The sequence below is a fragment of the Shewanella atlantica genome (genome assembly GCF_003966265.1).
In the GTDB taxonomy this organism is placed as follows: Bacteria; Pseudomonadota; Gammaproteobacteria; order Enterobacterales; family Shewanellaceae; genus Shewanella; species Shewanella atlantica.
Window position 1 is genome coordinate 777,817 of the sequence record NZ_RXNV01000002.1, and the last position, 23,060, is coordinate 800,876.

The window sequence follows — 23,060 nt, forward strand, 5'->3', positions numbered from 1 at the left end:
AGCCTCAATTGATTATCGTCATAATTATATAAAAACCGAATAGAACCCTTGTTTGAAGCTTGCCAAAAATTACCTCTTAAGGGTCATCAAGCAGCCACAATCCTGTAACAAATAAGCCTCTCAACCATACATCACCACCCCAAAACCCGACTTAGATCACACATTTAGCGTGACACACCTCCAACATCAACCATATAAGCCATATTCGTCATACATTCACCATAATCTTGATGCAAATCAACAAACACTTGTATGATTAGCGCAAACTATCATCAGTTACAAAAATAAATAACAAATTTAACATTTGCACGAAATGAACATTTCTTCGTAATAACTTGATGGAGTTTATTAAATGTCTAACGAAGGGAAAATGAATCTGCTCAACTTTGCAGATCCAAAAATTAAAACACTTCACGTTACCTGGTTTGCATTTTTCTTAACATTTGTCGTCTGGTTCAGTCACGCCCCTCTGTTAGTTTTCATCAAAGAGGCGTTCGACCTGACAAGTGCACAAGTTAAGGCACTACTCATACTAAACGTAGCTTTGACAATCCCTGCACGAATTATTGTCGGTATCTTAGTCGACAAGTTTGGTCCCAGAATTATCTACTCTGGACTATTAATCTCTTCATCGGTCATCTGTATGGGTTTTGCCATGGCCGACAGTTTTGAACAACTTGCTCTGTTCCGCTTCCTACTCGGTTTTGTAGGCGCTGGTTTTGTGATCGGTATTCGCCTCGTTGGTGAATGGTTCCCCGCAAAACAGGTCGGTATCGCTGAGGGTATCTATGGCGGTTGGGGTAACTTCGGTTCAGCGGCAGCAGCCATGTCACTACCGACAATTGCCTATGCTTTTGGCGGCGACGATGGTTGGAGATACGCACTAGGTCTTACGGGTATCATTGCCGGCCTATATGGATTCTTCTTTTACACCATGGCCCGTAATACACCAAAAGGCTCTACTTACTTTAAACCTAAGAAATCCGGCGGTTTAGAGGTCACCAGCAAGAAAGATTTTTACTTCTACCTGCTGATGAACATTCCTATGTATATCGCTTTAGGCGTACTCGCATGGAAGCTTTCTCCATCGGGAGTTAACCTGTTTACTTCACAAGTCATGTACTTAATGTGGATTGGCTTAGTTGTCCTGTTTTTCATTCAAGTCAACTCTATCTGGCGTGTAAACAAAGAGAACCTAACTAAAGGTGTTGCAGACATCGAGAAATATGACTTTAAACAAGTCGCTATCTTGGATGTCGCCTATTTTGTTACCTTTGGTTCTGAGCTTGCGGTTGTCTCTATGCTGCCACTATTCTTCTTAGAGACCTTCGAAGGGTTAGACCCGGTAAAAGCGGGTCTGCTTGCTTCAGGCTTTGCCTTTATGAATTTGGTCGCCCGTCCTACCGGTGGTTGGTTTAGTGATAAGTTCGGTCGCCGCAAGAGTCTGATGATCTTCATCGGTGGCTTAGCCGTAGGTTACTCAGTTTTGAGCCAGGTTGACGGTGGCTGGTTAATACCCTTGGCAGTTATTGCAACCATGTGCTGCTCATTCTTCGTTCAAGCGGGTGAAGGAGCGGTATTTGCAATCGTACCTCTTGTTAAACGCCGCATGACAGGGCAGATAGCCGGAATGGCCGGAGCCTATGGTAACGTGGGCGCAGTAACCTACCTGACCGTGCTCTCCTTTGTGGATTACAGTACCTTCTTTATGGTGATAGCAGCTTCAGCTGCGGTGATTTTCTTTGCCGTGATGTTCCTCAATGAACCAAAGGGTCATATGGCTGAGGTAAATGAAGATGGTACCGTTGAACTGATCGACGTTAACTAATTCCAATATTGATTGTTATTAGTTATAGATAACTGGTAAGGTTTTCTATCTAAGTACTTATTAATAAAAAGATATTTATTATGACAAAATCCAACCGTCTAAGCATAAATCTGGCAAGCCATAGCGAGAAAGGTTTAAAGGACATTAATGAAGATGCGGTTGGATTTTTTGTCCCTACCGAAGATAGATTATTAGAGGGTAAAGGGATCATTCTTGCTGTAGCCGATGGTGTCAGCAGCGCCGAAGCTGGTAAAGATGCCAGTGAAACTGCGGTAAAACGCTTCATCGACGACTACTACCCTACCCCGGATACCTGGTCAGTAAAACATGCCGGACAAAAACTACTCTCGAATATCAACATTACCCTTTTCAAACGTAGCCATGAGTTCGCCAATGAAGAGAAAGGTTATCTGACGACCTTCACAGGCATGGTCATTAAGTCACGAACTTGTCACCTATTCCATGTGGGCGACAGCAGAGCCTACCTCTACCGAAATAATGAACTGAAACAACTGACAAGAGACCACATCGCCAGCATTGCCACCGGGCGCAGCTTCCTGGCTCGAGCAGTTGGAATGGATAACTGTCTGCAGATAGATTACAGCACAGTGGATCTGGAAGATAACGATCTGTTACTCGCGACCTCTGATGGGATCCATGACTTTCTCGAATTGGATAAACTTAACGAAATTATCTCATTAAACATTTCTGAACAGGAAAAAATCGATCTGTTAGCCAAAACTGCATTCGATAATGGCAGTGACGATAATATCAGTGGAGTTATTGCTCAGGTACATCAGCTTCCAAATGAAAGTCTCAACGATTACAACTCAAAGTTATTACGCTTACCCTTTCCACCTCCTCTTGACCCGGGTGTAAAGCTAGATGGCTATAAGGTCATTAAGGAGCTCTTTGCCAGTAGTCGCAGCCAACTCTATCTTGTCGAGGACACTGATACCGGCGAACAGATGGTGATGAAAACCCCTTCAATCACCTTTGAAGAGGACACCGGCTATATCGATAGATTCATACAAGAGGAGTGGATTGGCAAACGAATAAGTAGTGAATACGTCGTTAAGATAATCGAGCAAAAAAGACCCAGAACCTGTTTATATTATCTGATGGAGTATGTGCACGGCATATCGATGGATAAGTGGATGAAACAAAACCACTTTCCTAAGCCAAAGGTGGCGATCTCTATTATTGAAAAAATTGCGAATGGATTAGAAGAGTTCCACAAAACAGAAACCATTCACCAGGACTTAAAGCCGGCCAACATCTTGATCGATAGCCATAACAACATAAAGATTGTCGACTTCGGTTCGGTCTTTGTTGCTGGCCTTGCTGAGATATTTATTCCATTAGAGCATGAGGGAGTACTTGGAACCGCAACTTACTCAGATCCCAAGTATCTGCTTGGTAAAAATACCGGAATACAAGGCGACCTGTATGCGCTTGCCACCATCAGTTATGAGCTATTTTGTGGCAAACTCCCCTATGGTGAAAAGATTGAGGAGTGCCAAACGGCTTTTGAATACGACAGACTTCGCTACATCCCCGCCAATGAAGTCAACCCTGTTATCCCTATGTGGTTTGACAGAACACTTCAGCGAGGCGTCGCCTTCGATTTAGAGGAACGGTATGAAAATATCGATGAATTTTTAACGGACTTAAAAAATCCAAACCCGGTCTACCTGCGTGATGATCCCAAGGTGACTAAAAATAAGAGTCAGGTGTTATTCTGGCAATTATTATCAGGCTTCTGGATCCTCATGTTGATCCTGGTCATCGCCATGTTTAAGCAAGGGTGATGAATGATATTAACAACAGTTAAAGACCAAACAGTAACAACCCGAATTAATAATAATTATAAGAATGAATTTCTATTTAGAGTTTTTATTTAAATACATAGAAATATTATCATTCTCCTAAATCACCAGAGCAACGAATTTAGTTTAAAGTGAGAATTACATGATTAAAATGTTCAAAGAACTTCTCCAAATGACCAATGAACAATCGGCACCTCAACGTCTGATGTTCCTTTTTGCCAATGCAGAGTCGACCAACCCTAAAAAGAGCAAAAAACACCAAAGAGGGACTATCTCACCTGTGATGTGCGTAGATAAGTTGCCTTCTGAACTCAGCACCTTCGATGCTTTAGTAAAAGAGGCTGACTCAATCGCGAAGCAATGGAATTTCGTCTTCATAGCCAGCCTGAGTGGGGAAAATGGGGTTGCACCGACCACAGATGAAGCCGAACCATTTTTAAATAAGATGGCCAACGATATTGAAACCGGTAACGGCATCGGCCGTTATGTCATCTTTGACCGTGAAGAGAACCCTATTGAACTGGAAGCTAACGGTTAATTAAGCAATACGTTACAATGTGGCTGGTCACTCGATGATACCTGATATTATGCACTCTGTGATAATAGGTAGTCGGTGCCGGCCTTTTGCTTTTACGCAATTAATTGACCACAAGAACATAAATGTAACCCATTGAATAGAAGAGTGAATCATCTTTTTGAAGCCTGACACCACCCAAGCGATGCACATCCTCATCGAACAGATTAAATCAGCCCTGCCTTTCGAAGTGCCAGAACATGAGATCTGTGCAGGCGTCTGCGTCGGCTGCCCCAAAAAATTGATGGAATACATCAGCTCTGAGGTCGAATACTGGGAATGCAAACTGGAAAATAATGAGAAACCCAGCTTACTGGACATCTCTGATCTGGCCAGAGTAGGCTCGAAGGTTCACCGTTCCATGGTAAAAAATAAACTGGTTTAAGACTCACCAACACGCGATGAAATGAATAGGCGTGTTTATTAAAGATTCGATCGGCTGTTTCGCGCACATTTATGTTTAACATTTATGGTGTTATGCTTATGTTAAATGCGCAAAGAGTAACCGCCTATGCCGATGAGAAAGATGTCCAATCGAGAAGTCTTCGCCTCAATAGTTGGTGCATTCTTCGCGACATTATGCGCCTCTTTTTTCAGTAACAGCATTCTCGAAGCCGATAATATGCCAATGGTTTTAGCGTCGACCGGAGCCTCTGCCATGCTCATCTTCGGGATCCCGCATAGTCCGGTATCTCAGCCCTGGCCTCTGGTCGGCGGACACATCATTTCGGCTCTTATCGGCATTTCAGCCTATTATCTGATCCCAAACCCGGTATTAGCCTCATCGGTGGCTATCGGAATCGCCATGTTAGCCATGCACTGCACTGGCTCTATGCACCCTCCCGGTGGCGCCACGGCGGTGACGGCCGTCATCGGTGGCAGCACAGTACATGAGCTTGGCTACTACTTTGTCATCGTACCGGTATTTTTCAACTCGATAATATTGCTTTCGATAGCGATGGCTATCGGCACTTTCAGAGAGAAAAATCCCTTCGTTGTCGATGGCTCAGACAGTGAGCGCTGGTTAAAACAGTCAATGAACAATGAAGTCAAATGAACTGAGATGAGTTGAAGTGAAACTAGTTAAACTTCAGGCCATAAAAAAGCGGCATTAATGCCGCTTTTTTAAATCCTTCCCTGTGCCACAGGGTTTAAAAATACCAATCCATACAGAGAAGCACTTGCGATTAAACGTGTACGTTTTCGTCCGCAAACTTAACTTCAACACCTGATATATCTGCCTTTTCGACTAAATTGTGGATATAGGTCTGAATGGCAAGATGTGATGAGCGATGAACCAGGTAGCCGCGAACCTTGTCATAAACCATAGTGTACTCGAGTGGCTTACCCTCAATTTTTCTCGCGATATTCACCACATGAAACCCATAGCGGGATTCCAGTGGCTTAGAGGCCAAGCCTTCGGGTAACAACATAAGCTGTCGTTCAAACTCGGGGACCGTTTGTCCGTTACTTATTTGCCCCAACGAGCCTCCGGTTTCCTTTGAGGGACAAGCCGAGTGATGCTTAGCCAGGTCAGCAAAAAGAGAGGGATCGTCCTGAAGTCGATTGATAATATCATTCGCGTCTGTTTTAGCATCATCTCTGCCTTCTATATCATCTTTGGCAGCGGCTAACAGTATATGATCAACCTCCATCAGCGGCATCGTAGTGAACTTTGCACGATTATTATCAAAATAACGCTGACAATCCTCTTCTTTAGGGTCGTCATAGATAACCTGAGTCTCTAACAGTTGCTGAACACCCTTCTCTTCATTATCACCGGACACATCCAGGCCCAGTTTTTCAGCCTGCTCAACCAGTAATTGCCTGATAACCAGTGTTTGCCCGGCTTGTTGAACAACGACATCAAAATTTTTGTGCGCGTGATACTGTAGCTCATTAGCAAGAGCAGTCTCTTCGATAGTCACACCATTGACACAGATAACTGGCAATGATTCTTTAGATGGGGTCGCTGGGGTACTTGTGCCACATGAACTCATAATTACTTCTCTTTTAATTATTGGCCTTTGAATTCCGGTTTGCATTCGTCGGTTCAATGACTCGATTCAGACAAGGCTTACACCTAATTTTATTTTGACAGAGATACAATTTTAATAGTTAAAATAATTCAGCCGTTAAGCCGTCATAAATAAATTTATTCAAGCATTCACATAAACATTGAAGTGCAATACAAATATCCATTTCAGTTATTAACTAACGATTGAAATCAAACTCCTTAATCTCAATCGTTAATTTTTACGCTAATTAAAACCTAATGAAAGCGGACAGACAATGCTGTCCGCTTATTCTTTTAGTTGTTTATCAAGTTTGGATTAACGTTGACGAACGATCTGATAGTTTCTCGCCAAATACTTCACCGGTACACTGATAACATGAACCAGGCGAGTAAACGGGAATATCATAATCAAGGTTAAACCAACCAGAATATGTAACTTGTAAATGATGTTTACAGACTCAATCGCCGCAGCCGCTTGTGCACCTTGAAGTGTCGCAATGCTTTGGGTCCAGGTACCCAAGAGCACCATCACAGAGCCGTCTAAGTGACTCATAGATACAATGACAGTTAACAAGCCCAGAGAGACCTGAACCAGCAACATATACAGTACAACCATATCTGAACGTCTGGTGTTCGCCTTAACCCGGTCATTGTTTAAACGACGCTTAATCAGCATCACCAAGCCTACCAGGCAGACAATCCCGAAGAAACCGCCACTCACCATCGCCAGCAACTGCTTATTAGGGCTGGAGATAAAGTGGTGATAGACAGACTCAGGTGTCAGCAAGCCAACAAAGTGTCCGGCGAGAATGAAAATAACGCCAATATGGAACAAGTTACTCGCCAGGCGGAATCCTTTCTGATCGAATAACTGGCTCGAATCGGCTTTCCAGCTATAAGGTTCACGATCATATCGAATCCAACAGCCGACAAAGAACACTGTCAGCGCAATAAAGGGATAAATCCCGAATAGTAAAAAATTTAAATTTGACATAGTTTTCTCCTTACAATCCCGCCACTTCTGCAGCATCTGCATCGTGCCACTTGATTGGAACTTGATGAACGGTGTTTGGATCTAATGACTTTTGTGAGTTCTGCATACCAGCACTCGAACACTGTCCACCCACGGGATCATCAAAACGGATCTCTTTATCTTCCCACTCTTTATCTATGGCTGCGACGGTATCATCGCGTTCCTCTTTGCTGATAGCTTCAGCAATTTCAGCGCGATCAACTTCGACACCAGAGACTTCGATAAGTGAATCTAAGAGGACGTTGTAATAGCATTTTCGATCGATCAATCGCTCAGATAACATGGTTAAGATATGACTGATATCTCCCAACCACTCTTGAATAAACTCCGGCGATTGCTCGCTTAAGAACTCAAGATAGAGTGGAATGTAATCCGGCAATTGTGATGAATCGACTTCAAAACCATTAGATTTATAGACATTCATCAAGTCGACCATCGCCTGACCACGATCACGTGACTCACCGTGAACGTGTTCAAACAACAGCAGGGAAAGCGCACGACCACGGTCGAACAAGAGGTCATAGCTTTCCTGAGCATCATATAAATCCCTTGCCGTAAGTTGGCGGATAAAATCCACCAACTCGGCACGGTTTGTAAGGCTGAGTTCATCCGATTGATTCACAACGTCAACTATCTCGTCTGCCGCACTAAAGAGCTCTGCGGTTGGATAATCTAATAAACGTGAAACGACTTTGAGGATAAGCACAGATTATTCTCCTACTTGTACGGTTTTAATCACGTTGCGACGAGAAATTTTCTTTCCGCCAAACATGTTTACACCGTTCTGGCCGTCACTACAGCCGTTACCGAATGTGAAGCCACAACCACTCTTCTCACCATAGGCTTCGGGGACGTTCATCTCACGATGTCCGCTTGGAATAACGTAACGGTCTTCGTAGTTAGCGATTGCAAGATAACGATACATCTCATCGGCCTGCTTCTTAGTCAGACCCGCTTGCTGCAGCACCTCTAAGTCTTCAACACCTTCCACATTTTCGGCGCGTTTGTAGGCACGCATCGCGAGCATACGCTCCAGAGCACGAACAACAGGCTCTTCATCACCGGCAGTCAGCAGGTTAGCCAGATACTTAACCGGAATACGCAGTGAACGTACATCCGGGATCACGCCAGCCTTGCCTAAGGTGCCCGACTGGGCCGCACTCTGAATAGGACTTAGTGCAGGGATATACCAAACCATTGGCAAGGTACGATACTCAGGGTGAAGCGGTAGCGCCAGTTTCCAGTCCATCGCCATCTTGTATACCGGAGACTTCTGCGCCGACTCGATAACTGAGTCCGCGATGCCATCTTTACGAGCCTGTGCAATCACGGCTGGATCATTTGGGTCCAGGAACACTTCAAGCTGCTTCTCGTACAAGTCAGTTTCGTTAGCCGTTGAAGCCACCTCTTTGATCTTGTCTGCATCATAAAGCAGCACACCAAGGTAACGAATACGGCCCACACAGGTCTCAGAACACACCGTTGGCTGACCCGCTTCGATACGTGGGTAACAGAAGATACACTTCTCAGACTTACCAGACTTCCAGTTATAGTAGATCTTCTTGTATGGGCATCCTGAGATACACATGCGCCAGCCGCGACACTTCTCCTGGTCAATCAAGACGATGCCATCTTCTTCACGCTTATAGATAGCGCCTGAAGGACAAGAAGCCACACAAGCCGGGTTCAAACAGTGCTCACAAAGACGCGGCAAATACATCATGAATGTATTTTCGAACTCGCCATACATCTCTTTTTGCATGTTATCGAAGTTTTTATCTTTGCTACGTTTTTCGAACTCAGTACCTAAGATCTCTTCCCAGTTTGGACCCCATTCAATCTTCTCCATTCGCTTACCGGAGATGACCGAGCGTGGACGGGCCGTCGGCTGATGTTCGACGATAGGCGCCGTATGCAGATGCTGATAATCGAAATCGAACGGTTCATAGTAATCGTCAATTTCAGGCATATCTGGGTTAGCAAAAATACTCGCTAATACCCGATACTTACCACCGATACGGGGCTGAATATCACCGTTAGATTTTCTCTCCCAGCCGCCATTCCATTTATCCTGGTTTTCCCACTCTTTGGGGTAACCTATGCCGGGTTTAGTTTCAACGTTGTTGAACCAGGCATACTCGACGCCTTCGCGAGACGTCCATACATTTTTACATGTAATTGAACATGTATGGCACCCGATACACTTATCAAGGTTCAGTACCATACCGATTTGAGAACGTATTTTCATGGTCAGATCCTCTTAAGCTTCATCAGGGTTTGTAGGCAACGGACGCGGTAGGTCATCGGTATTTGAACCTTCTAACCAATCGACGTTATCCATCTTTCTTACCACAACAAATTCGTCACGGTTACAACCCACAGTACCGTAGTAGTTAAAGCCCCAGGATTGCTGAGCATAGCCACCAATCATATGTGTTGGCTTCATCACCACACGTGTCACTGAGTTATGGTGACCACCACGGGTCCCCGTCATCTCACTGCCCGGTACGTTAACGATTCGCTCCTGAGCGTGATACATCATCACCATGCCCTGATTAACTCGCTGTGAAACCACGGCGCGACAAGCGATAGCACCATTGGCATTGAATACTTCAATCCAATCGTTATCTTCGATACCCGCATCTTTGGCATCTATCTCACTCATCCAGATAATCGGACCACCACGTGAAAGGGTCAGCATCAATAGGTTATCTGAGTAAGTACTGTGAATACCCCACTTCTGATGTGGTGTGATCCAGTTAAGTACCACCTCTTTATTGCCGTTCGACTTAGTGCCTTTCACCATATCGATGGTTTTAGTGTTGATAGGTGGACGGTAAGAGACAAATTGCTCACCGAACGCCTGCATCCACTTGTGATCTTGATAGAACTGTTGGCGACCAGTAATGGTTCTCCACGGGATCTGCTCATGCACGTTGGTGTAACCCGCCGTGTAGCTCACATGCTCATCTTCCAGACCCGACCAGGTTGGCGACGAGATAATCTTACGTGGCTGTGCCTGTACATCACGGAAACGGATCTTCTCCTCCTGCTTAGGCTTAGCCAGGTGAGTATGGTCGATACCGGTAAACTCGCTGAGTGCATCCCAGGCTTTTACCGCTACCGCACCGTTAGTCTCAGGCGCCAGAGTCAGGATAACTTCGGCAGCATCGATAGCAGACTCGATAATCGGACGACCTTCACTAACACCTTCATCGGTATTGCGATGGTTCAGATCCCCAAGCAGCAAGATCTCATCATCGGTATTCCAGTTAATACCCTTACCGCCGTTACCCAGCTTGTCTAAAGCCGGACCAAACGAGGTAAACTTCTTATAGGTATTTGGATAGTCGCGCTCTACCACAACCATGTTTGGCGCTGTCAAACCAGGGATAAGGTCACACTCGCCCTTCTTCCAGTCTTTAACATCGAAGGGTTGAGCAAGCTCACCGGGAGTATCATGGAGCATAGGCACAGTGACTAAATCAGTCTCTTCACCTAAGTGACCCACACACACCTCAGAGAAGGCTTTTGCGATGCCTTTATAGATCTCGAAGTCTGACTTCGCTTCCCATGCAGGGTCCACAGCCGTCGATAACGGGTGGATGAACGGGTGCATATCTGATGTGTTCAAATCGTCTTTTTCATACCAACATGCAGTCGGCAAGATGATGTCAGAGAACATACAGGTGGATGACATACGGAAATCAAGCGTCGTAACAAGATCGAGTTTGCCGGTAGCGCCCTCATCGACCCACTCAACCTCTTCAGGCTTGAATCCGCCTCGCTTACCTAAATCTTCATTCATCACACCGTTCTTAGCGCCAAGCAGGTACTTGAGCATATATTCATGCCCTTTACCCGATGAGCCCAGCAGGTTAGAACGCCAGATAAACATGTTACGTGGGAAGTTTTCCGGAGAATCGGGGGCTTCACAGGCAAATTTAAGGTCGCCGGACTTAAGCTGCTTAACCGCAAACTCTTTTGGCTCCATGCCCGCTTCTTTAGCCTGTTTAGCCAGACGCAGTGGGTTCATGTTCAGCTGTGGCGCCGATGGCAACCACCCCATACGCTCGGCTTTGATGTTGTAATCAAGCATATGCTCTGAGAACTGAGACTTATCTGCCAATGGAGACAAGACTTCATGAATACTCACTTTCTCATGACGCCACTGCGAAGAGTGGTTGTAGAAGAAAGAGGTACCGTTCATCTGACGTGGCGGACGAGCCCAATCTAGGCCAAATGCTAATGGCTGCCAACCTGTCTGAGGACGCAGCTTTTCCTGGCCCACATAGTGAGACCAACCACCGCCTGACTGACCCACACAACCACACATCATTACCATGTTGATGAGGCCGCGATAGTTCATGTCCATGTGGTACCAGTGGTTCATTGCCGCGCCGACGATGATCATGGCCTTACCATGTGTCTTGTTTGCCGTATCGGCAAACTCACGTGCAACCTTGATCACCTTGTCACGGGAAACCCCGGTGATCTTCTCCTGCCACGCAGGTGTACCCGGAATATCCTGATCGTAGCTGTTGGCAACACCGCCGCCGCCTAATCCACGGTCAAGACCATAGTTCGCCATCATCAAGTCGTACACGGTCGCAACGGTAAGCTCTTCACCATTGGCCGCCATCACTTTTCTGCTCGGTACGTTTCTTACCTGAACATCATCGTGCTCACAAGAAACCCAATGCTTGTTGGTGTCGTCGGCAGCGAAATGCGGGAAGGCAACCGGAGATACGTCACCGCCAATTAATGACAGCTGTAGCTTAGTATCCTTGCCCTCTTTACCTTCACGCTCATTGATGTTCCACTTGCCCTTCTCACCCCAGCGATAACCGATAGAGCCGGTTGGAGAGACGAATTCATCAGAATTTTCATCGATACCAATCGTCTTCCATTCAGGGTTATTTTCCTGACCTAAATTATCGGCTAAATCAGAGGCGCGCAGGAAGCGGGTCGACTTAAGCGACTCATCATCATGCTTCTCCAGCACAACCAACATAGGGAAGTCGGTGTATTGGCGTACGTAACTAGTGAAATACTCACTCGGATTATCGAGGTGGAACTCTCTTAAGATAACGTGACCGAATGCCATGCCTAAAGCCGCATCAGAGCCCTGCTTAGGGTTGAGCCACTCATCGGTAAGTTTCGAAACTTCGGCGTAATCCGGTGTAATTGAAACCGTTTTGGCGCCCTTATAACGTACTTCGGTAAAGAAGTGTGCATCGGGTGTACGAGTCTGAGGTACGTTTGAGCCCCAGGCGATAATGTAGTTAGAGTTATACCAATCGGCAGACTCAGGCACATCGGTCTGCTCACCCCAAGTCATCGGAGACGATGGTGGCAAATCACAATACCAGTCGTAGAAACTCAGACAAACACCACCGATAAGAGACAGGTAGCGAGCACCGGCCGCATAAGAAACCATCGACATTGCCGGAATAGGAGAGAAACCGATAACACGGTCCGGTCCATAGGTTTTAGTGGTATAGACGTTCGCCGCGGCGATAATTTCGTTGACTTCATCCCAGCTTGAACGAACGAAGCCACCTAATCCACGCTTAGATTTATAGGATTGAGTCTTGGCCTTATCTTCTACAATAGAAGCCCATGCATCGACAGGGTTTTGATTAGCACGCGCCTGACGCCATAACTTAAGCAGTGGCTTACGCACTTTCGGATACTTAAGACGGTTGGCACTGTAGAGGTACCAAGAATAACTTGCGCCACGAGGACAACCGCGAGGCTCATGGTTTGGCAGGTCCGGACGAGTACGCGGGTAGTCAGTTTGCTGAGTTTCCCAGGTTACTAAGCCATTTTTTACATAGATTTTCCAAGAACACGAACCGGTACAGTTAACACCGTGGGTAGAACGCACCACTTTATCGTGTTGCCAGCGTTGACGATAACTGTTTTCCCATTCACGACTCTCATTGGTGGTATCACCATGGCCATCGCTAAACTCGCCAGTTTTCTTCTTTAAGAACTGTAAGCGATCAAGAAAATTACTCATCTTTTTACTCCATTGACCTATGACTGACGGCGACTTAGTTTCAGATATAAAACTAAACGTCAGTCACCAATTTTTATTATTTATAGAAGCTCATAACTAAGAGAGTCGTTCCAAGCTGACTCTCTTAACATAACAACCTGATAATTATGGGTTATGATGCTCAGCACCTGGGCGTAGATAGAACCACCAGTTGATGACGATACAAACTGCATAGAACACGGCGAAACCATAGAGTGCATTTTCAGGTGTCGTCAGTTTTATCTGCTCACCGAGTACCTTAGGAATAATGAATGCACCGTATGCTGCAACGGCTGATGTCCAACCCAATACCGGACCTGCCTGCTCTTTATCGAATACCATAGAGATGGTACGGAACGTCGAACCATTACCAATACCGGTCGCGGCAAACAAGATAAGGAACAAGACTAAGAAAGGTACGAAGAACTCTTGTGGTGTTGGTGAGGCGTAAGCCGCTTGCATAAAGTAAGCAACACCTATTGCACTGGCAACCATCACAACGGCACAGATCTGAGTCACCTTAGCGCCACCCATCTTGTCTGCAATCCAACCACCGACTGGGCGAATTAACGCGCCGATGAATGGGCCCATCCAGGCGTACATCAATGCACTGGGGCCGTTAGGGTTAGCTATATCATGATTCATGACACCATCGACCAACACATGCTGGTAACCGAAAATAACTTTAATTGAGAGACCAAAACCTGCAGCAAAACCGATGAACGAACCGAAGGTCATGGTGTAGATAACACTCATCACCCAAGTGTGTTTGTTATTGAAGATTTTGTACTGACGAGACAGGTTATCTTTGATTTGACCCGGGATAAGCTTAAGCAGGAATACGGTCAGCGCAATAACGATAGGAAGTACTATCCACTTACTGACACCGAAACCTGAACCACCCACTTTTTCAGGAAGCATCAACCACAGACCGAAGATTGAGGTCACAAAACCTATGGCAAGCATGCCAGAGATAATACCAAATGAACCCACAGGACTAGGTAGTTCCGGCGTAACGTGAGAGGCCTTAATGTTATTCATCCCAACCCAGCCAACTATCGCTAACGGAATTAAGAAGAGTAACCAGATATAGCCGGCGTTATGGATCCAGGCGTCACTGCCTGCAGGAATTTTACCAATCAAGGTACCTGACGTGTTAACCAGCTCCATCGGCTCACCGCCGAATAAACCGAATGTCATCGCAAGTGGCACCAGGATCTGCATGGTGGTCACACCGAAGTTACCCAGGCCTGCGTTAAGACCTAAGGCTAAACCTTGCTGTTTCTTAGGGAAGAAGAAGCTGATATTTGACATCGATGAGGCAAAGTTACCACCACCGAAGCCTGAAAGCAGAGCCAGTACCTGGAATACCCAAAGTGGCGTATTCTTATCTTGCAGTGCGATACCCGCCCCGATGGCCGGTATCATCAACAATGCCGTAGTGAAGACGATGGTATTTCGTCCGCCACACAGACGAATAAAGAAACTACTCGGGATACGTAGTGTCGCCCCGGTCAAACCCGCAACCGCCATTAGGGTGAATAGCTCAGACTTTGCAAATGGAAAGCCCAGATTCAACATTTGAATGGTGATGATGCCCCAGTATAGCCATACTGCGAAACCACATAACAAACTCGGGATAGAGATCCAAAGGTTGCGGTTGGCAACTTTTTTCCCTTCACTGTCCCAAAACTTGGGATCTTCTACATCCCATTTTTTGATATCAGACATTATTTTCTCCAACTGATCATAAGGTTATTCTCTATTTCGTGTCCTGATTGAATTAGAGGCGAAAACATTCTTAAATTTTTATTCTTTATTGAATGCGTTAATTTGTTAGTTGACATTCAAATATTGTTATTGCGACGATGAAGGTATCACCACGGCAAAAGTGCAAGTTGATCCAGATCATGTTTAAACATGCAAGTTTGAAGTTGCTCACGCAAAACTACTACTAAAGAACTAGATCAAACAATCATGTAGTACATTGAATTACTTAGATTTATGCTTGATTAGCCCTTTTTATTCTGGGGATATGAGTACTCGAAACTATTAAGTAGTAGTAACAAAAAATAAACAAATGACCATTGACGTAACACTTGATTAACGATGAAATTGGCGATATGAAAATAAAACAAAATCTTGGCGAGTCACTCTATATCGACGATCCGACGAGCAGTTCATCACTCGTGGCTACCGCAGGTCAATTTATGGCTATTATCATTACCTTAGGCCTGTTTAGCATGATCTCCTCTATCTTAGTGACCGAGAGTCTCAGTGGGGATGCGGAGCAGATAAACAGAGCCGGCGCGATGAGAATGCAGGCCATACGGGTCTCACGGGCTAATTTGATCGCCCAAGATGCCAGCCTGCCGATTCTGTCTCAAGAGATCCGGGTCTTTGAAAACAAACTGTCCCACCTGTTCTTTGGCGGAATAGCCAGTACCATAGATAATCCTGAGGTGATCGCCCAGCATCAGAAAATTGTGTCTGTGTGGGAGTCAATCAAGCAATCCCCCCAAACTACGTCTGTGGAAGAGTTCGATCGCTTCACTGTGAAAATAGACAAACTAGTCAGCCTGTTACAGATGGAGTCGGAGAAAAAATTGAGCCTGTTGCGCCTAATTCAGGGTATCACCCTCTTCTCTATTCTTATCGTCAGCGCATTCGTGCTGTTTAAGCTCAATCGATCGCTGATAACCCCGCTTAAACAACTGGTCAGGGTCGCCGCAGAAGCCGGTAAAGGCAACTTCAATATCAAGGTCGACCATATCGCCGACAATGAGTTAGGCCTGCTGTCTCGCACCATAGGCCATATGTCGAAACAACTTGAAAGTACCTATCAGGAATTTGAAGATCGGGTAGATAAAAAGACCCAGGAGCTCACCCAGAGCAACCAGTCACTCGAAGTCTTGTATCGCGCCGCAAGTAACTTATCTAACTATGAATATCATCAGATCGATCAGAAGATAATTCAGGAACTGGTACAGGTACTCGGTTTCGGCAAGGTCTCGATAGTGCTCTGCGAGAAGAGTGTCAATAATCTTGTTTTTTACAAGGCCAGAACCAACACCATAGATCATCAGCACATGGACGTTCACCAGTTTGTATTAGAAAAGCGTGGACGCTTTTTTGGCGATATCGTATGGCAGGTCCCCAAGCATGAGACCCCCGAGGAGTGGCAGAAACAGTTGTTGCAGGCCATGGCTGACATCGTCGCGACCGCTATCGAGCTGGAGCAGAAGAAAAACAGCGAAAACCGGTTACTTATTGCCGAGGAACGCGCCGTTATCGCCCGGGAGTTACATGATTCTCTGGCCCAGTCGCTGTCATTTCTTAAGGTTCAGATGAGCCTGCTGACCCGCAAGATGCAAAAAGGACTCCCCGAAGAGCAGGTCAATGAAACCATAAATGATATCAAGCAAGGTTTGAATAATGCCTACCTTCAGCTAAGAGAACTACTAACTACTTTCAGGCTTAAACTCGATGATCCCTCCCTGGAAAATGCCCTGCAGGGCACAGTCGCCGAGTTCGCCGAAAAGTGCCAACATGGCATTGAATTAAAATTTGAAATCCCGCAAAATTATCTGACAGCGAATCAGGAAATACACGTGCTGCAGATCATTCGGGAGAGTTTATCGAATGTGCATCGACATGCAGATGCAAGCTTAGCCGGCGTCAATCTGATCAAAGAGGATGACAAGATTAAGCTGGAAATATGGGATGACGGTAAGGGTCTGCCGACCAACCTTGAACAGCAGGGTCATTTTGGTTTAGGCATCATGAAAGAGCGCGCTAAGTCACTCAACTCTGTTTTGAACTTCAAGCCCAACTCACCGACCGGCACTAAGGTGTTGCTGGAGTTCATACATTAGCAAGATACATTAGCTTTATACATTAGTTGTACACTGGCTTTTACTTGAATCTATCGCTTTATAAGCTGCTTCTAAGCGCCTTATTATTAGAATAAAGAAGATAAAACATGACTACAGCACAAATATTACTGGTCGATGATCACCCCACCCTGCGTCAAGGCTTAGCCCAACTGATTTCACTGGAAGATAACCTGGACGTTGTCGCTCAGGCGGGCTCGGGGGATGAGGCAATCAGCCTCGCCATTAAGCATGCGCCGGATCTGATCTTGCTCGATCTCAACATGAAGGGCCTAAGTGGCATAGACACCTTAATCGCCCTTAAACGCGCCGAAGTGCAGAGTAAAATCGTCATCTTCACCGTATCAGACAGCGAAAGCGATGTGCTGCAGGCCATCAAGTTCAATACCGATGGTTACCTGTTAAAAGACTCAGAGCCTGAAGAGTTAATCGAGAAAATCAATCTAGCCATACAGGGGGAGTTTGTGATCAGTAACCCTCTGACCCAAATTCTGGCAAGGTCGTTAAGACCCAACAGCAAGAAAGTCTCCCTGCTTGAAAATCTCACTCAGCGTGAGCTGCAAAACCTCAAGCTTATCGCCGCAGGCAAGAGCAACAAGGATATCGCCAACAAGCTAGGCATCGCCGAGACCACGGTTAAAGTTCACGTGAAGAACCTGCTTAAGAAGCTGGGGCTCAAGAGCCGGGTTGAGGCGGCGGTATGGGCGGTGGAGCATAAGATTAGCCATTAAGTCTGAAGCCTTCGAATGTCTGCGGCCTTCGAATGAAAGCTGGTTGCATTTCTTCTCTGTTTTTTCGTATTGGCTAGTGTATTTGAAGGACGCTCCTTCATTGTTACCAAACGCCTGCCCAGCGGGTGCTGTATAGGGATATACAAATGTCGTGGTCACATGGATGTGAATGAACGACGTATGTGCAGCTGCATTTACACTGGGTAATTTACAAGATGGTCCCCTCTTCGATTAGGCTTTAATAGTTAGATACTACCTTCGGTATTCTTTATTGAGCTTTTGCAATCGGAAAATTGCAATTAATTAGGCTCAATCAAAGCTGGCGTTATTTTCACACCGTGACGAATATAACTTCGCCATCATTTTCATCATCCCTGCAAATGCTGGGATCAGTTCTCCGTGGGTTTATTAAAGATTATCCACTGGGCTGGTTGTTCCCGCATAATGTTGACCTAATACGTGAGTATATATCTGGGTAGTATTAAGATCATTATGCCCTAGTAACTCTTGTACGGTTCTGATGTCTGTTCCTGTCTGTAATAGGTGTGTAGCAAACGAATGCCTAAATGTATGACAGTTAACTTTTTTCATGATTTGAGTCGACCTAACAGCTTTTTGAAGCGCTTTTCTTATAGTGCTGTCATGGCGATGATGTCTGCAGGGAATTTTTGTCACTGGATGCTCACATATATTACTTGATGGAAACAAAAACATCCAAGCAGGTTGCCGAAAAGCATTTGGATATTTTTTTCCTAAAGAATATGGAAGTGATGGACCAAACCCATTTTTATTATCTTTATTCTGTAACTCAATCGCACTAGCTATGTAGCCAGCAAGCTTACTAGAACATGTTCGGCTTAGCAGTGTCTGCCTATCCTTATTTCCTTTCCCATCTCTGATAGTTATCGAGAGGTTATCTGTATTGATATCTTGTAGTCTTATCCTTAAACACTCATTGACCCTCATATCACTGCCGTAAAGCATTTCAATAACCAATTTTGCTGTTCCATCCATATGTGACAATATCAGAGCCACCTCTTTAGAGGATAATACGACAGGTAAACTGCGTTGCTTTGTTGCTAAGCTAAACCCTAAGTCCCCTAAATCAATTTTGAGATACTGCTGATATAGGAAGGCTAATGAATTTAACGCTACTTTTTGAGTATTAATAGCCACATTTTGGCTGTTCGCCAACCAGCTCAAAAACGCCTTAACATCCGCAGAAACTAATGTCTCAGGGTGGGCTTTGTTATGAAAAAGTATGTAACGCTTCATCCAATACAGATAGGCTTTCTCTGTTCTCTGACTGTATCCTCGTAGACGAATATCTTGTCTAACCGACTCTAAAAAAGGACTTGAAGTATTCATTTGCCGCACCCGCAATTAACTGTATATATATACAGTATTATCTAGATTTCTGAAAAATCAAGACTAACCATTAATATACATTCACGCTTTACTATTGAGCTAAACTAAAAAGAGGTGTAAATTCAGCAAGATGAAAGTGTGCGTGCTTGAACTCTTTAGATAACAGGACGGGCAAAGTGTGCGACAAAGTTTTCCCCGAATGTGTATTGGTTACGATTTACAACGATTCAAGGTAACAAGTTGTTTTCATTTGAATTTTACGAGAGAATGCTTTGCACACTTTTACAACAGGCATTGGCAAAGCGCGCATGCCCTATATTAAAATGTTAGGTGTTTATCGAGCATGGAAGTTATCGAGAGAGTTGAGATACTCGAAAATAATCAATTGATAGTGGTTTTGGCTAGTGGCGGAGATCCTAGTTACCAATATATTTATCGTGAAGCTGCTGAAGTAAATTGGGACAACAATTTAAAAGCATTTAAATCTCCACCACCTAGAGAGTGGAGCCATTCAGATTGGTTTCATCACATCATCAAAGTCGCAAAGAATTGCAGTATTAATTTAAGTTTAAATAATGAAACAACTTGGGTTAATATCCCAAACAATGTTAAAGAACAAATGCTTGTGTGTAAAAACACCTAACGAATAAGGATAGGCCGCGCGCAGCCGCGTCCTTATCCCGAGTGTTGAACAAGCCCGAGCTTGTTAGAAGTGATACCTTTATATAGTAAATATCGACGCAAGAACTTACGCAGGTGTTGGTGTGATGTAATAGGTTGCTATTTTTGTAAGTCACAGCGATCCCTTAGCATCGCTAGCTAATTAAGTAACGCTATAATATCAGTGTATTAACCACCCCTTTTCGTCCATCTTCGTCAATATCTCAAGTCTCAAATTCATGGCCTTTACCGCTTAAACAGCGGCGTTAGGCTGTGTTACTTAGTGGTGTTTTTAAGCTTGTCGGTCGTGCATGTATTCCGATAAATGACATAGGCTGATGGCAACATGGACAAGGTCGTATCGCTACAGCTCGTTTCACCTCAGGTACCATTTGAAATACCGCACCAGCGACAGCGAGCATAAGCTGTATCTGTTGCCTGAGCTTGCTGCAATTACCTCTCAACAGTCCATAATCTCTGACCCGCCGTAACCCTTTGGGTAATACGTGTTGCAGTACCAACCATAGAAACTTCACCGCAGGTAAAGTGCGTATTTCAGTGGTTTTGGTTTGGCTGTTTTGATACTCGAAGCTGACTTGTTCATCGGTCGCACCGATGATGCTTTTGTCAGGGAGTACGCCGCGATAGAGATAGCGGGATAGGTATTTAAGTGCTGGCAGCCCTTTGCCAATATGCTGGCAGTCAACAACCCACCTCTTAGGGATGGCTGAAGGTAGCTTGATGTTGAGCTTATCAGCTAGTCGCTCTAGCAACCGTGCTCGCCACACTGTGGCCAGATTAAAGTTGTTGAATAGGTATTTGCCTTTACTCTTGTGCCACTGTTTTCTGTCTTTATCGAAGCTGCCAGCTGGGATTATGAAATGAATATGCGGGTGTAGGTCACGCCGCCGATTGTGAGTATGTAGCACGCCCGTAAAACCAATTTCACCACCGAGTTGCTTCGAGTTTTTGGCAAATTCTTTTAGCACACTTGCAGCAACGGAGAACATAGCTTGATACATCACCTCAGGTTGATGTTTTGCAATGACTCGGAGCTCAAAAGGTAATGTAAAAGTCACCATGTAGTAATTAATGGGGAGTAGCTTAGCCTGCTATTTAGCAAGCCAGTCACTCGTGGTGTTGTGCAGGCATTGAGGACAACTGCGATGGCCGCAAGAGAGTGGGAAGTCAGCAGTATGTGTACAGCTCAGACACGCCCACCGACAGGTTCGCTCCGTATTGGTACGGCAGCTGAGCATAGCGTAAATAGCTTGCCGCATTGTCGTAGTAATTTGTTGCTCAAAAGCCTGGTTAAACTCATCAAGGTGGTCACGTAAAATATCGATGAACTTCATGAGCTACACTCCCACTTTAACACCAAACTGTCAGCGAGTTGGTTGATGGCCTCGACTGTATTCTTGCGAGTGATTTGAGTAAGCCGTGTATAACGTGCTGTGGTATTAAGGCTGTTGTGGCCGAGCAGGGTTTGAACTGAGCGCAGGTCTAGCCCTTGCTCCAGCAGGTGAGTGGCATAGCTGTGGCGTAGATTATGTGGGCTGATGGATTTATGAATGTTGCACTCAGTAATCACTCTTTTTAACGCCTTTTGAATGCCGCCTTTATCTATCAATGAATCAGGCTGGCTATCTTTACCAGGGAAAAGGATCTGAGGATGACGGTGGGTTTGCCAATAATATCGAAGTGCCAACAGGGTACGTTTAGGCAGAGGAACCAGTCTATCCTTGCCACCTTTGGCATTACGGACATGCACCTGCATCAACTGTGAATCGATATCTCCCACTTGCAATGAAATAGCTTCACCGAGACGCAAACCCATACTGTATAAGGTCAGAAAAAAGACCTGATATCGCAACTGACGGGTAAGGCTAATCACGATAGCCACTTCACAAGGCGTAAGAATATCGGGCAATCGCTTCACTTGTGGAGGCTTGACGATGTTGAGCCACTACCAGTTTTGGTTTAGCACGTGCCGATAGAAAAACTGGAGGCCGTTACGGTCGAGCTTAACGGTGCTCCATGAGTGTGATGCAATCAGTTGAGCAAAGTAGCGCTTCAAATCATCGGTGCTCAGGTTATCGGGGCAACAGTTAAAGTAAGCCGCAATACGTCGCACAGCTCGGCTATATGCATCGATGGTAGCGGGTCGCTTGTCTTGTAGTGTTAAGTTGGTAAGATGTTGTTCATAAAGAGAATCAAAGCGTTGCTGTTCAAATGTGTTCATGACAATACTCCTAGGTTAGCGCTCCAAATGGATCGCCTCTAGAAAGTATTTAGGATGGAAAAGCAAATAGGCTTGTTATCTCTTCTGCCGCAGAGCGGCTTCGTTCAACAAGCAATTAAAGCAGGACTTTTTACAGTTTGCTCGGTTCCGCTTCGCTACACAATTTTAGCAAACTAATAAAAAGCCCCTTAATGTGGGCGTTATGTGTCAGAAGGAATGCAATGACTCGAAGGTATTTAATATTAGCTGAAGCTAAGTCAGCCTTATCAAGAAACAAAGAAATTGAAATCTTTCTAGGAGGCTTTCAAGTTGGTTCTAAAAACGCAATAAGGTGGGCTTCGTTTAGTGCTTCAAATCAGGAAGTCGTTGGTAATGTTTGGGAGGCCCTCGATGAGGGCAGCGAAGACTATCTCGATATTTATAGTTTTAGCCCTGTCTCTGGAGAATGGGATGAACCTGTTAAAAGTGTTTGTGCTTCAAGCTTAGAGCAAGTGCTTGAGGAACTAAGAGTTTCAAACTCAAGAATAGTTAATTCTGGTATCGTTCAAGATGAATATGCATCATACCTATCATCAAACACATAACCAGTTGCTCAAACATCGTTCCGGCCACTGCTGCTGAGCAAGGCGTTAAATATCTATGAGTAATCTACCTAAAATGATTGAGTCTGTACTTTAAAAAATTGCTTCAGAGATGAAAATCAACAACCCTGGTTAAGCAAAATAATTCGGGTCAGAGTCTGTGGGATCCCCACGAATTTAATAGCATGCTTGTGGATCCCTGACTAAATCCAGTAGTGACTGTATCGCAGCTTGCCAATGCGCCTTTACTAACCTCAACTT

The 23,060-nt window shown here is 45.0% G+C and carries 18 protein-coding genes and 1 pseudogene; 9 read left to right on the top strand and 10 right to left on the bottom strand.

Features of this window, described 5'->3' with window-relative positions:
* The first annotated feature begins 352 nt into the window (after positions 1 to 352).
* The 5 genes from EKG39_RS08700 to EKG39_RS08720 all read left to right on the top strand — a co-directional run bounded on the left by EKG39_RS08700 (position 353) and on the right by EKG39_RS08720 (position 5,288).
* A complete protein-coding gene (locus EKG39_RS08700) occupies positions 353 to 1,828 on the top strand; it encodes a NarK family nitrate/nitrite MFS transporter (protein WP_126505307.1) in 1,476 nt (491 codons plus the stop codon).
* An 80-nt stretch (positions 1,829 to 1,908) separates the two neighbouring features.
* Positions 1,909 to 3,639 (top strand): bifunctional protein-serine/threonine kinase/phosphatase, encoded by a 1,731-nt coding sequence (locus tag EKG39_RS08705; RefSeq protein ID WP_126505308.1) that lies wholly within the window; start codon positions 1,909 to 1,911, stop codon positions 3,637 to 3,639.
* A 190-nt stretch (positions 3,640 to 3,829) separates the two neighbouring features.
* Entirely contained in the window at positions 3,830 to 4,195 is a 366-nt protein-coding gene (locus EKG39_RS08710) for a ribonucleotide reductase subunit alpha (protein WP_246028450.1), read from the top strand.
* A 157-nt stretch (positions 4,196 to 4,352) separates the two neighbouring features.
* The gene (locus EKG39_RS08715) at positions 4,353 to 4,616 is read left to right on the top strand and encodes a hypothetical protein (protein ID WP_126505310.1); all 264 of its coding nucleotides are present in this window, start codon (positions 4,353 to 4,355) and stop codon (positions 4,614 to 4,616) included.
* A gap of 141 nt (positions 4,617 to 4,757) precedes the next feature.
* On the top strand, positions 4,758 to 5,288 hold the full coding sequence (locus EKG39_RS08720) for an HPP family protein (RefSeq protein WP_246028451.1): 531 nt from the start codon (positions 4,758 to 4,760) through the stop codon (positions 5,286 to 5,288).
* A gap of 130 nt (positions 5,289 to 5,418) precedes the next feature.
* On the opposite strand, the gene EKG39_RS08725 is transcribed toward EKG39_RS08720, so the two are convergent.
* The 6 genes from EKG39_RS08725 to EKG39_RS08750 all read right to left on the bottom strand — a co-directional run bounded on the left by EKG39_RS08725 (position 5,419) and on the right by EKG39_RS08750 (position 15,055).
* A complete protein-coding gene (locus EKG39_RS08725; RefSeq protein WP_126505312.1) occupies positions 5,419 to 6,231 on the bottom strand; it encodes a peptidylprolyl isomerase in 813 nt (270 codons plus the stop codon).
* A 333-nt stretch (positions 6,232 to 6,564) separates the two neighbouring features.
* Positions 6,565 to 7,242 carry a respiratory nitrate reductase subunit gamma gene (narI, locus tag EKG39_RS08730; RefSeq protein WP_126505313.1) on the bottom strand — a complete coding sequence of 226 codons (678 nt, stop codon included), beginning with the start codon at positions 7,240 to 7,242 and terminating at the stop codon, positions 6,565 to 6,567.
* A gap of 10 nt (positions 7,243 to 7,252) precedes the next feature.
* The gene (narJ, locus tag EKG39_RS08735; protein WP_126505314.1) at positions 7,253 to 7,987 is read right to left on the bottom strand and encodes a nitrate reductase molybdenum cofactor assembly chaperone; all 735 of its coding nucleotides are present in this window, start codon (positions 7,985 to 7,987) and stop codon (positions 7,253 to 7,255) included.
* A 3-nt stretch (positions 7,988 to 7,990) separates the two neighbouring features.
* Positions 7,991 to 9,529 carry a nitrate reductase subunit beta gene (narH, locus tag EKG39_RS08740; RefSeq protein WP_126505315.1) on the bottom strand — a complete coding sequence of 513 codons (1,539 nt, stop codon included), beginning with the start codon at positions 9,527 to 9,529 and terminating at the stop codon, positions 7,991 to 7,993.
* A 12-nt stretch (positions 9,530 to 9,541) separates the two neighbouring features.
* Positions 9,542 to 13,306: a nitrate reductase subunit alpha gene (locus EKG39_RS08745; RefSeq protein WP_126505316.1), complete on the bottom strand. Its 3,765-nt coding sequence runs from the start codon at positions 13,304 to 13,306 to the stop codon at positions 9,542 to 9,544.
* Between the two features lie 144 nt (positions 13,307 to 13,450).
* Complete coding sequence (locus EKG39_RS08750; RefSeq protein WP_126505317.1) at positions 13,451 to 15,055, bottom strand: MFS transporter; 1,605 nt, start codon at positions 15,053 to 15,055, stop codon at positions 13,451 to 13,453.
* 392 nt (positions 15,056 to 15,447) lie between these two features.
* On the opposite strand from EKG39_RS08750, the gene EKG39_RS08755 reads away from it, so the two are divergent.
* The gene (locus EKG39_RS08755) at positions 15,448 to 17,199 is read left to right on the top strand and encodes a histidine kinase (RefSeq protein ID WP_246028452.1); all 1,752 of its coding nucleotides are present in this window, start codon (positions 15,448 to 15,450) and stop codon (positions 17,197 to 17,199) included.
* 107 nt (positions 17,200 to 17,306) lie between these two features.
* Positions 17,307 to 17,948: a two-component system response regulator NarL gene (gene narL, locus EKG39_RS08760; RefSeq protein ID WP_126505319.1), complete on the top strand. Its 642-nt coding sequence runs from the start codon at positions 17,307 to 17,309 to the stop codon at positions 17,946 to 17,948.
* Between the two features lie 408 nt (positions 17,949 to 18,356).
* Here the strand turns inward: narL and EKG39_RS08765 are convergent, their stop codons facing one another.
* Positions 18,357 to 19,316, bottom strand: a complete 960-nt coding sequence (locus EKG39_RS08765) for an integron integrase (RefSeq protein ID WP_126505320.1) — start codon at positions 19,314 to 19,316, stop codon at positions 18,357 to 18,359.
* Positions 19,317 to 19,659: 343 nt separating this feature from the next.
* Here EKG39_RS08765 and EKG39_RS08770 point away from each other — a divergent pair, with 343 nt between their 5' ends.
* The gene (locus EKG39_RS08770; RefSeq protein WP_126505321.1) at positions 19,660 to 19,959 is read left to right on the top strand and encodes a hypothetical protein; all 300 of its coding nucleotides are present in this window, start codon (positions 19,660 to 19,662) and stop codon (positions 19,957 to 19,959) included.
* 283 nt (positions 19,960 to 20,242) lie between these two features.
* Here the strand turns inward: EKG39_RS08770 and EKG39_RS08775 are convergent.
* The 3 genes and pseudogenes from EKG39_RS08775 to EKG39_RS23605 form a co-directional block, all read right to left on the bottom strand.
* Positions 20,243 to 21,331 (bottom strand): annotated as a pseudogene (locus tag EKG39_RS08775) (IS91 family transposase).
* Positions 21,328 to 21,915: a tyrosine-type recombinase/integrase gene (locus EKG39_RS08780; protein ID WP_246028453.1), complete on the bottom strand. Its 588-nt coding sequence runs from the start codon at positions 21,913 to 21,915 to the stop codon at positions 21,328 to 21,330. Before EKG39_RS08780 ends, EKG39_RS08775 begins: the two are co-directional and overlap by 4 nt.
* Before the next feature lie 27 nt (positions 21,916 to 21,942).
* A complete protein-coding gene (locus tag EKG39_RS23605) occupies positions 21,943 to 22,218 on the bottom strand; it encodes a site-specific integrase (RefSeq protein WP_246028454.1) in 276 nt (91 codons plus the stop codon).
* A 221-nt stretch (positions 22,219 to 22,439) separates the two neighbouring features.
* Here EKG39_RS23605 and EKG39_RS08785 point away from each other — a divergent pair, with 221 nt between their 5' ends.
* Positions 22,440 to 22,802, top strand: a complete 363-nt coding sequence (locus EKG39_RS08785; RefSeq protein ID WP_126505322.1) for a hypothetical protein — start codon at positions 22,440 to 22,442, stop codon at positions 22,800 to 22,802.
* Positions 22,803 to 23,060 lie beyond the last annotated feature (258 nt).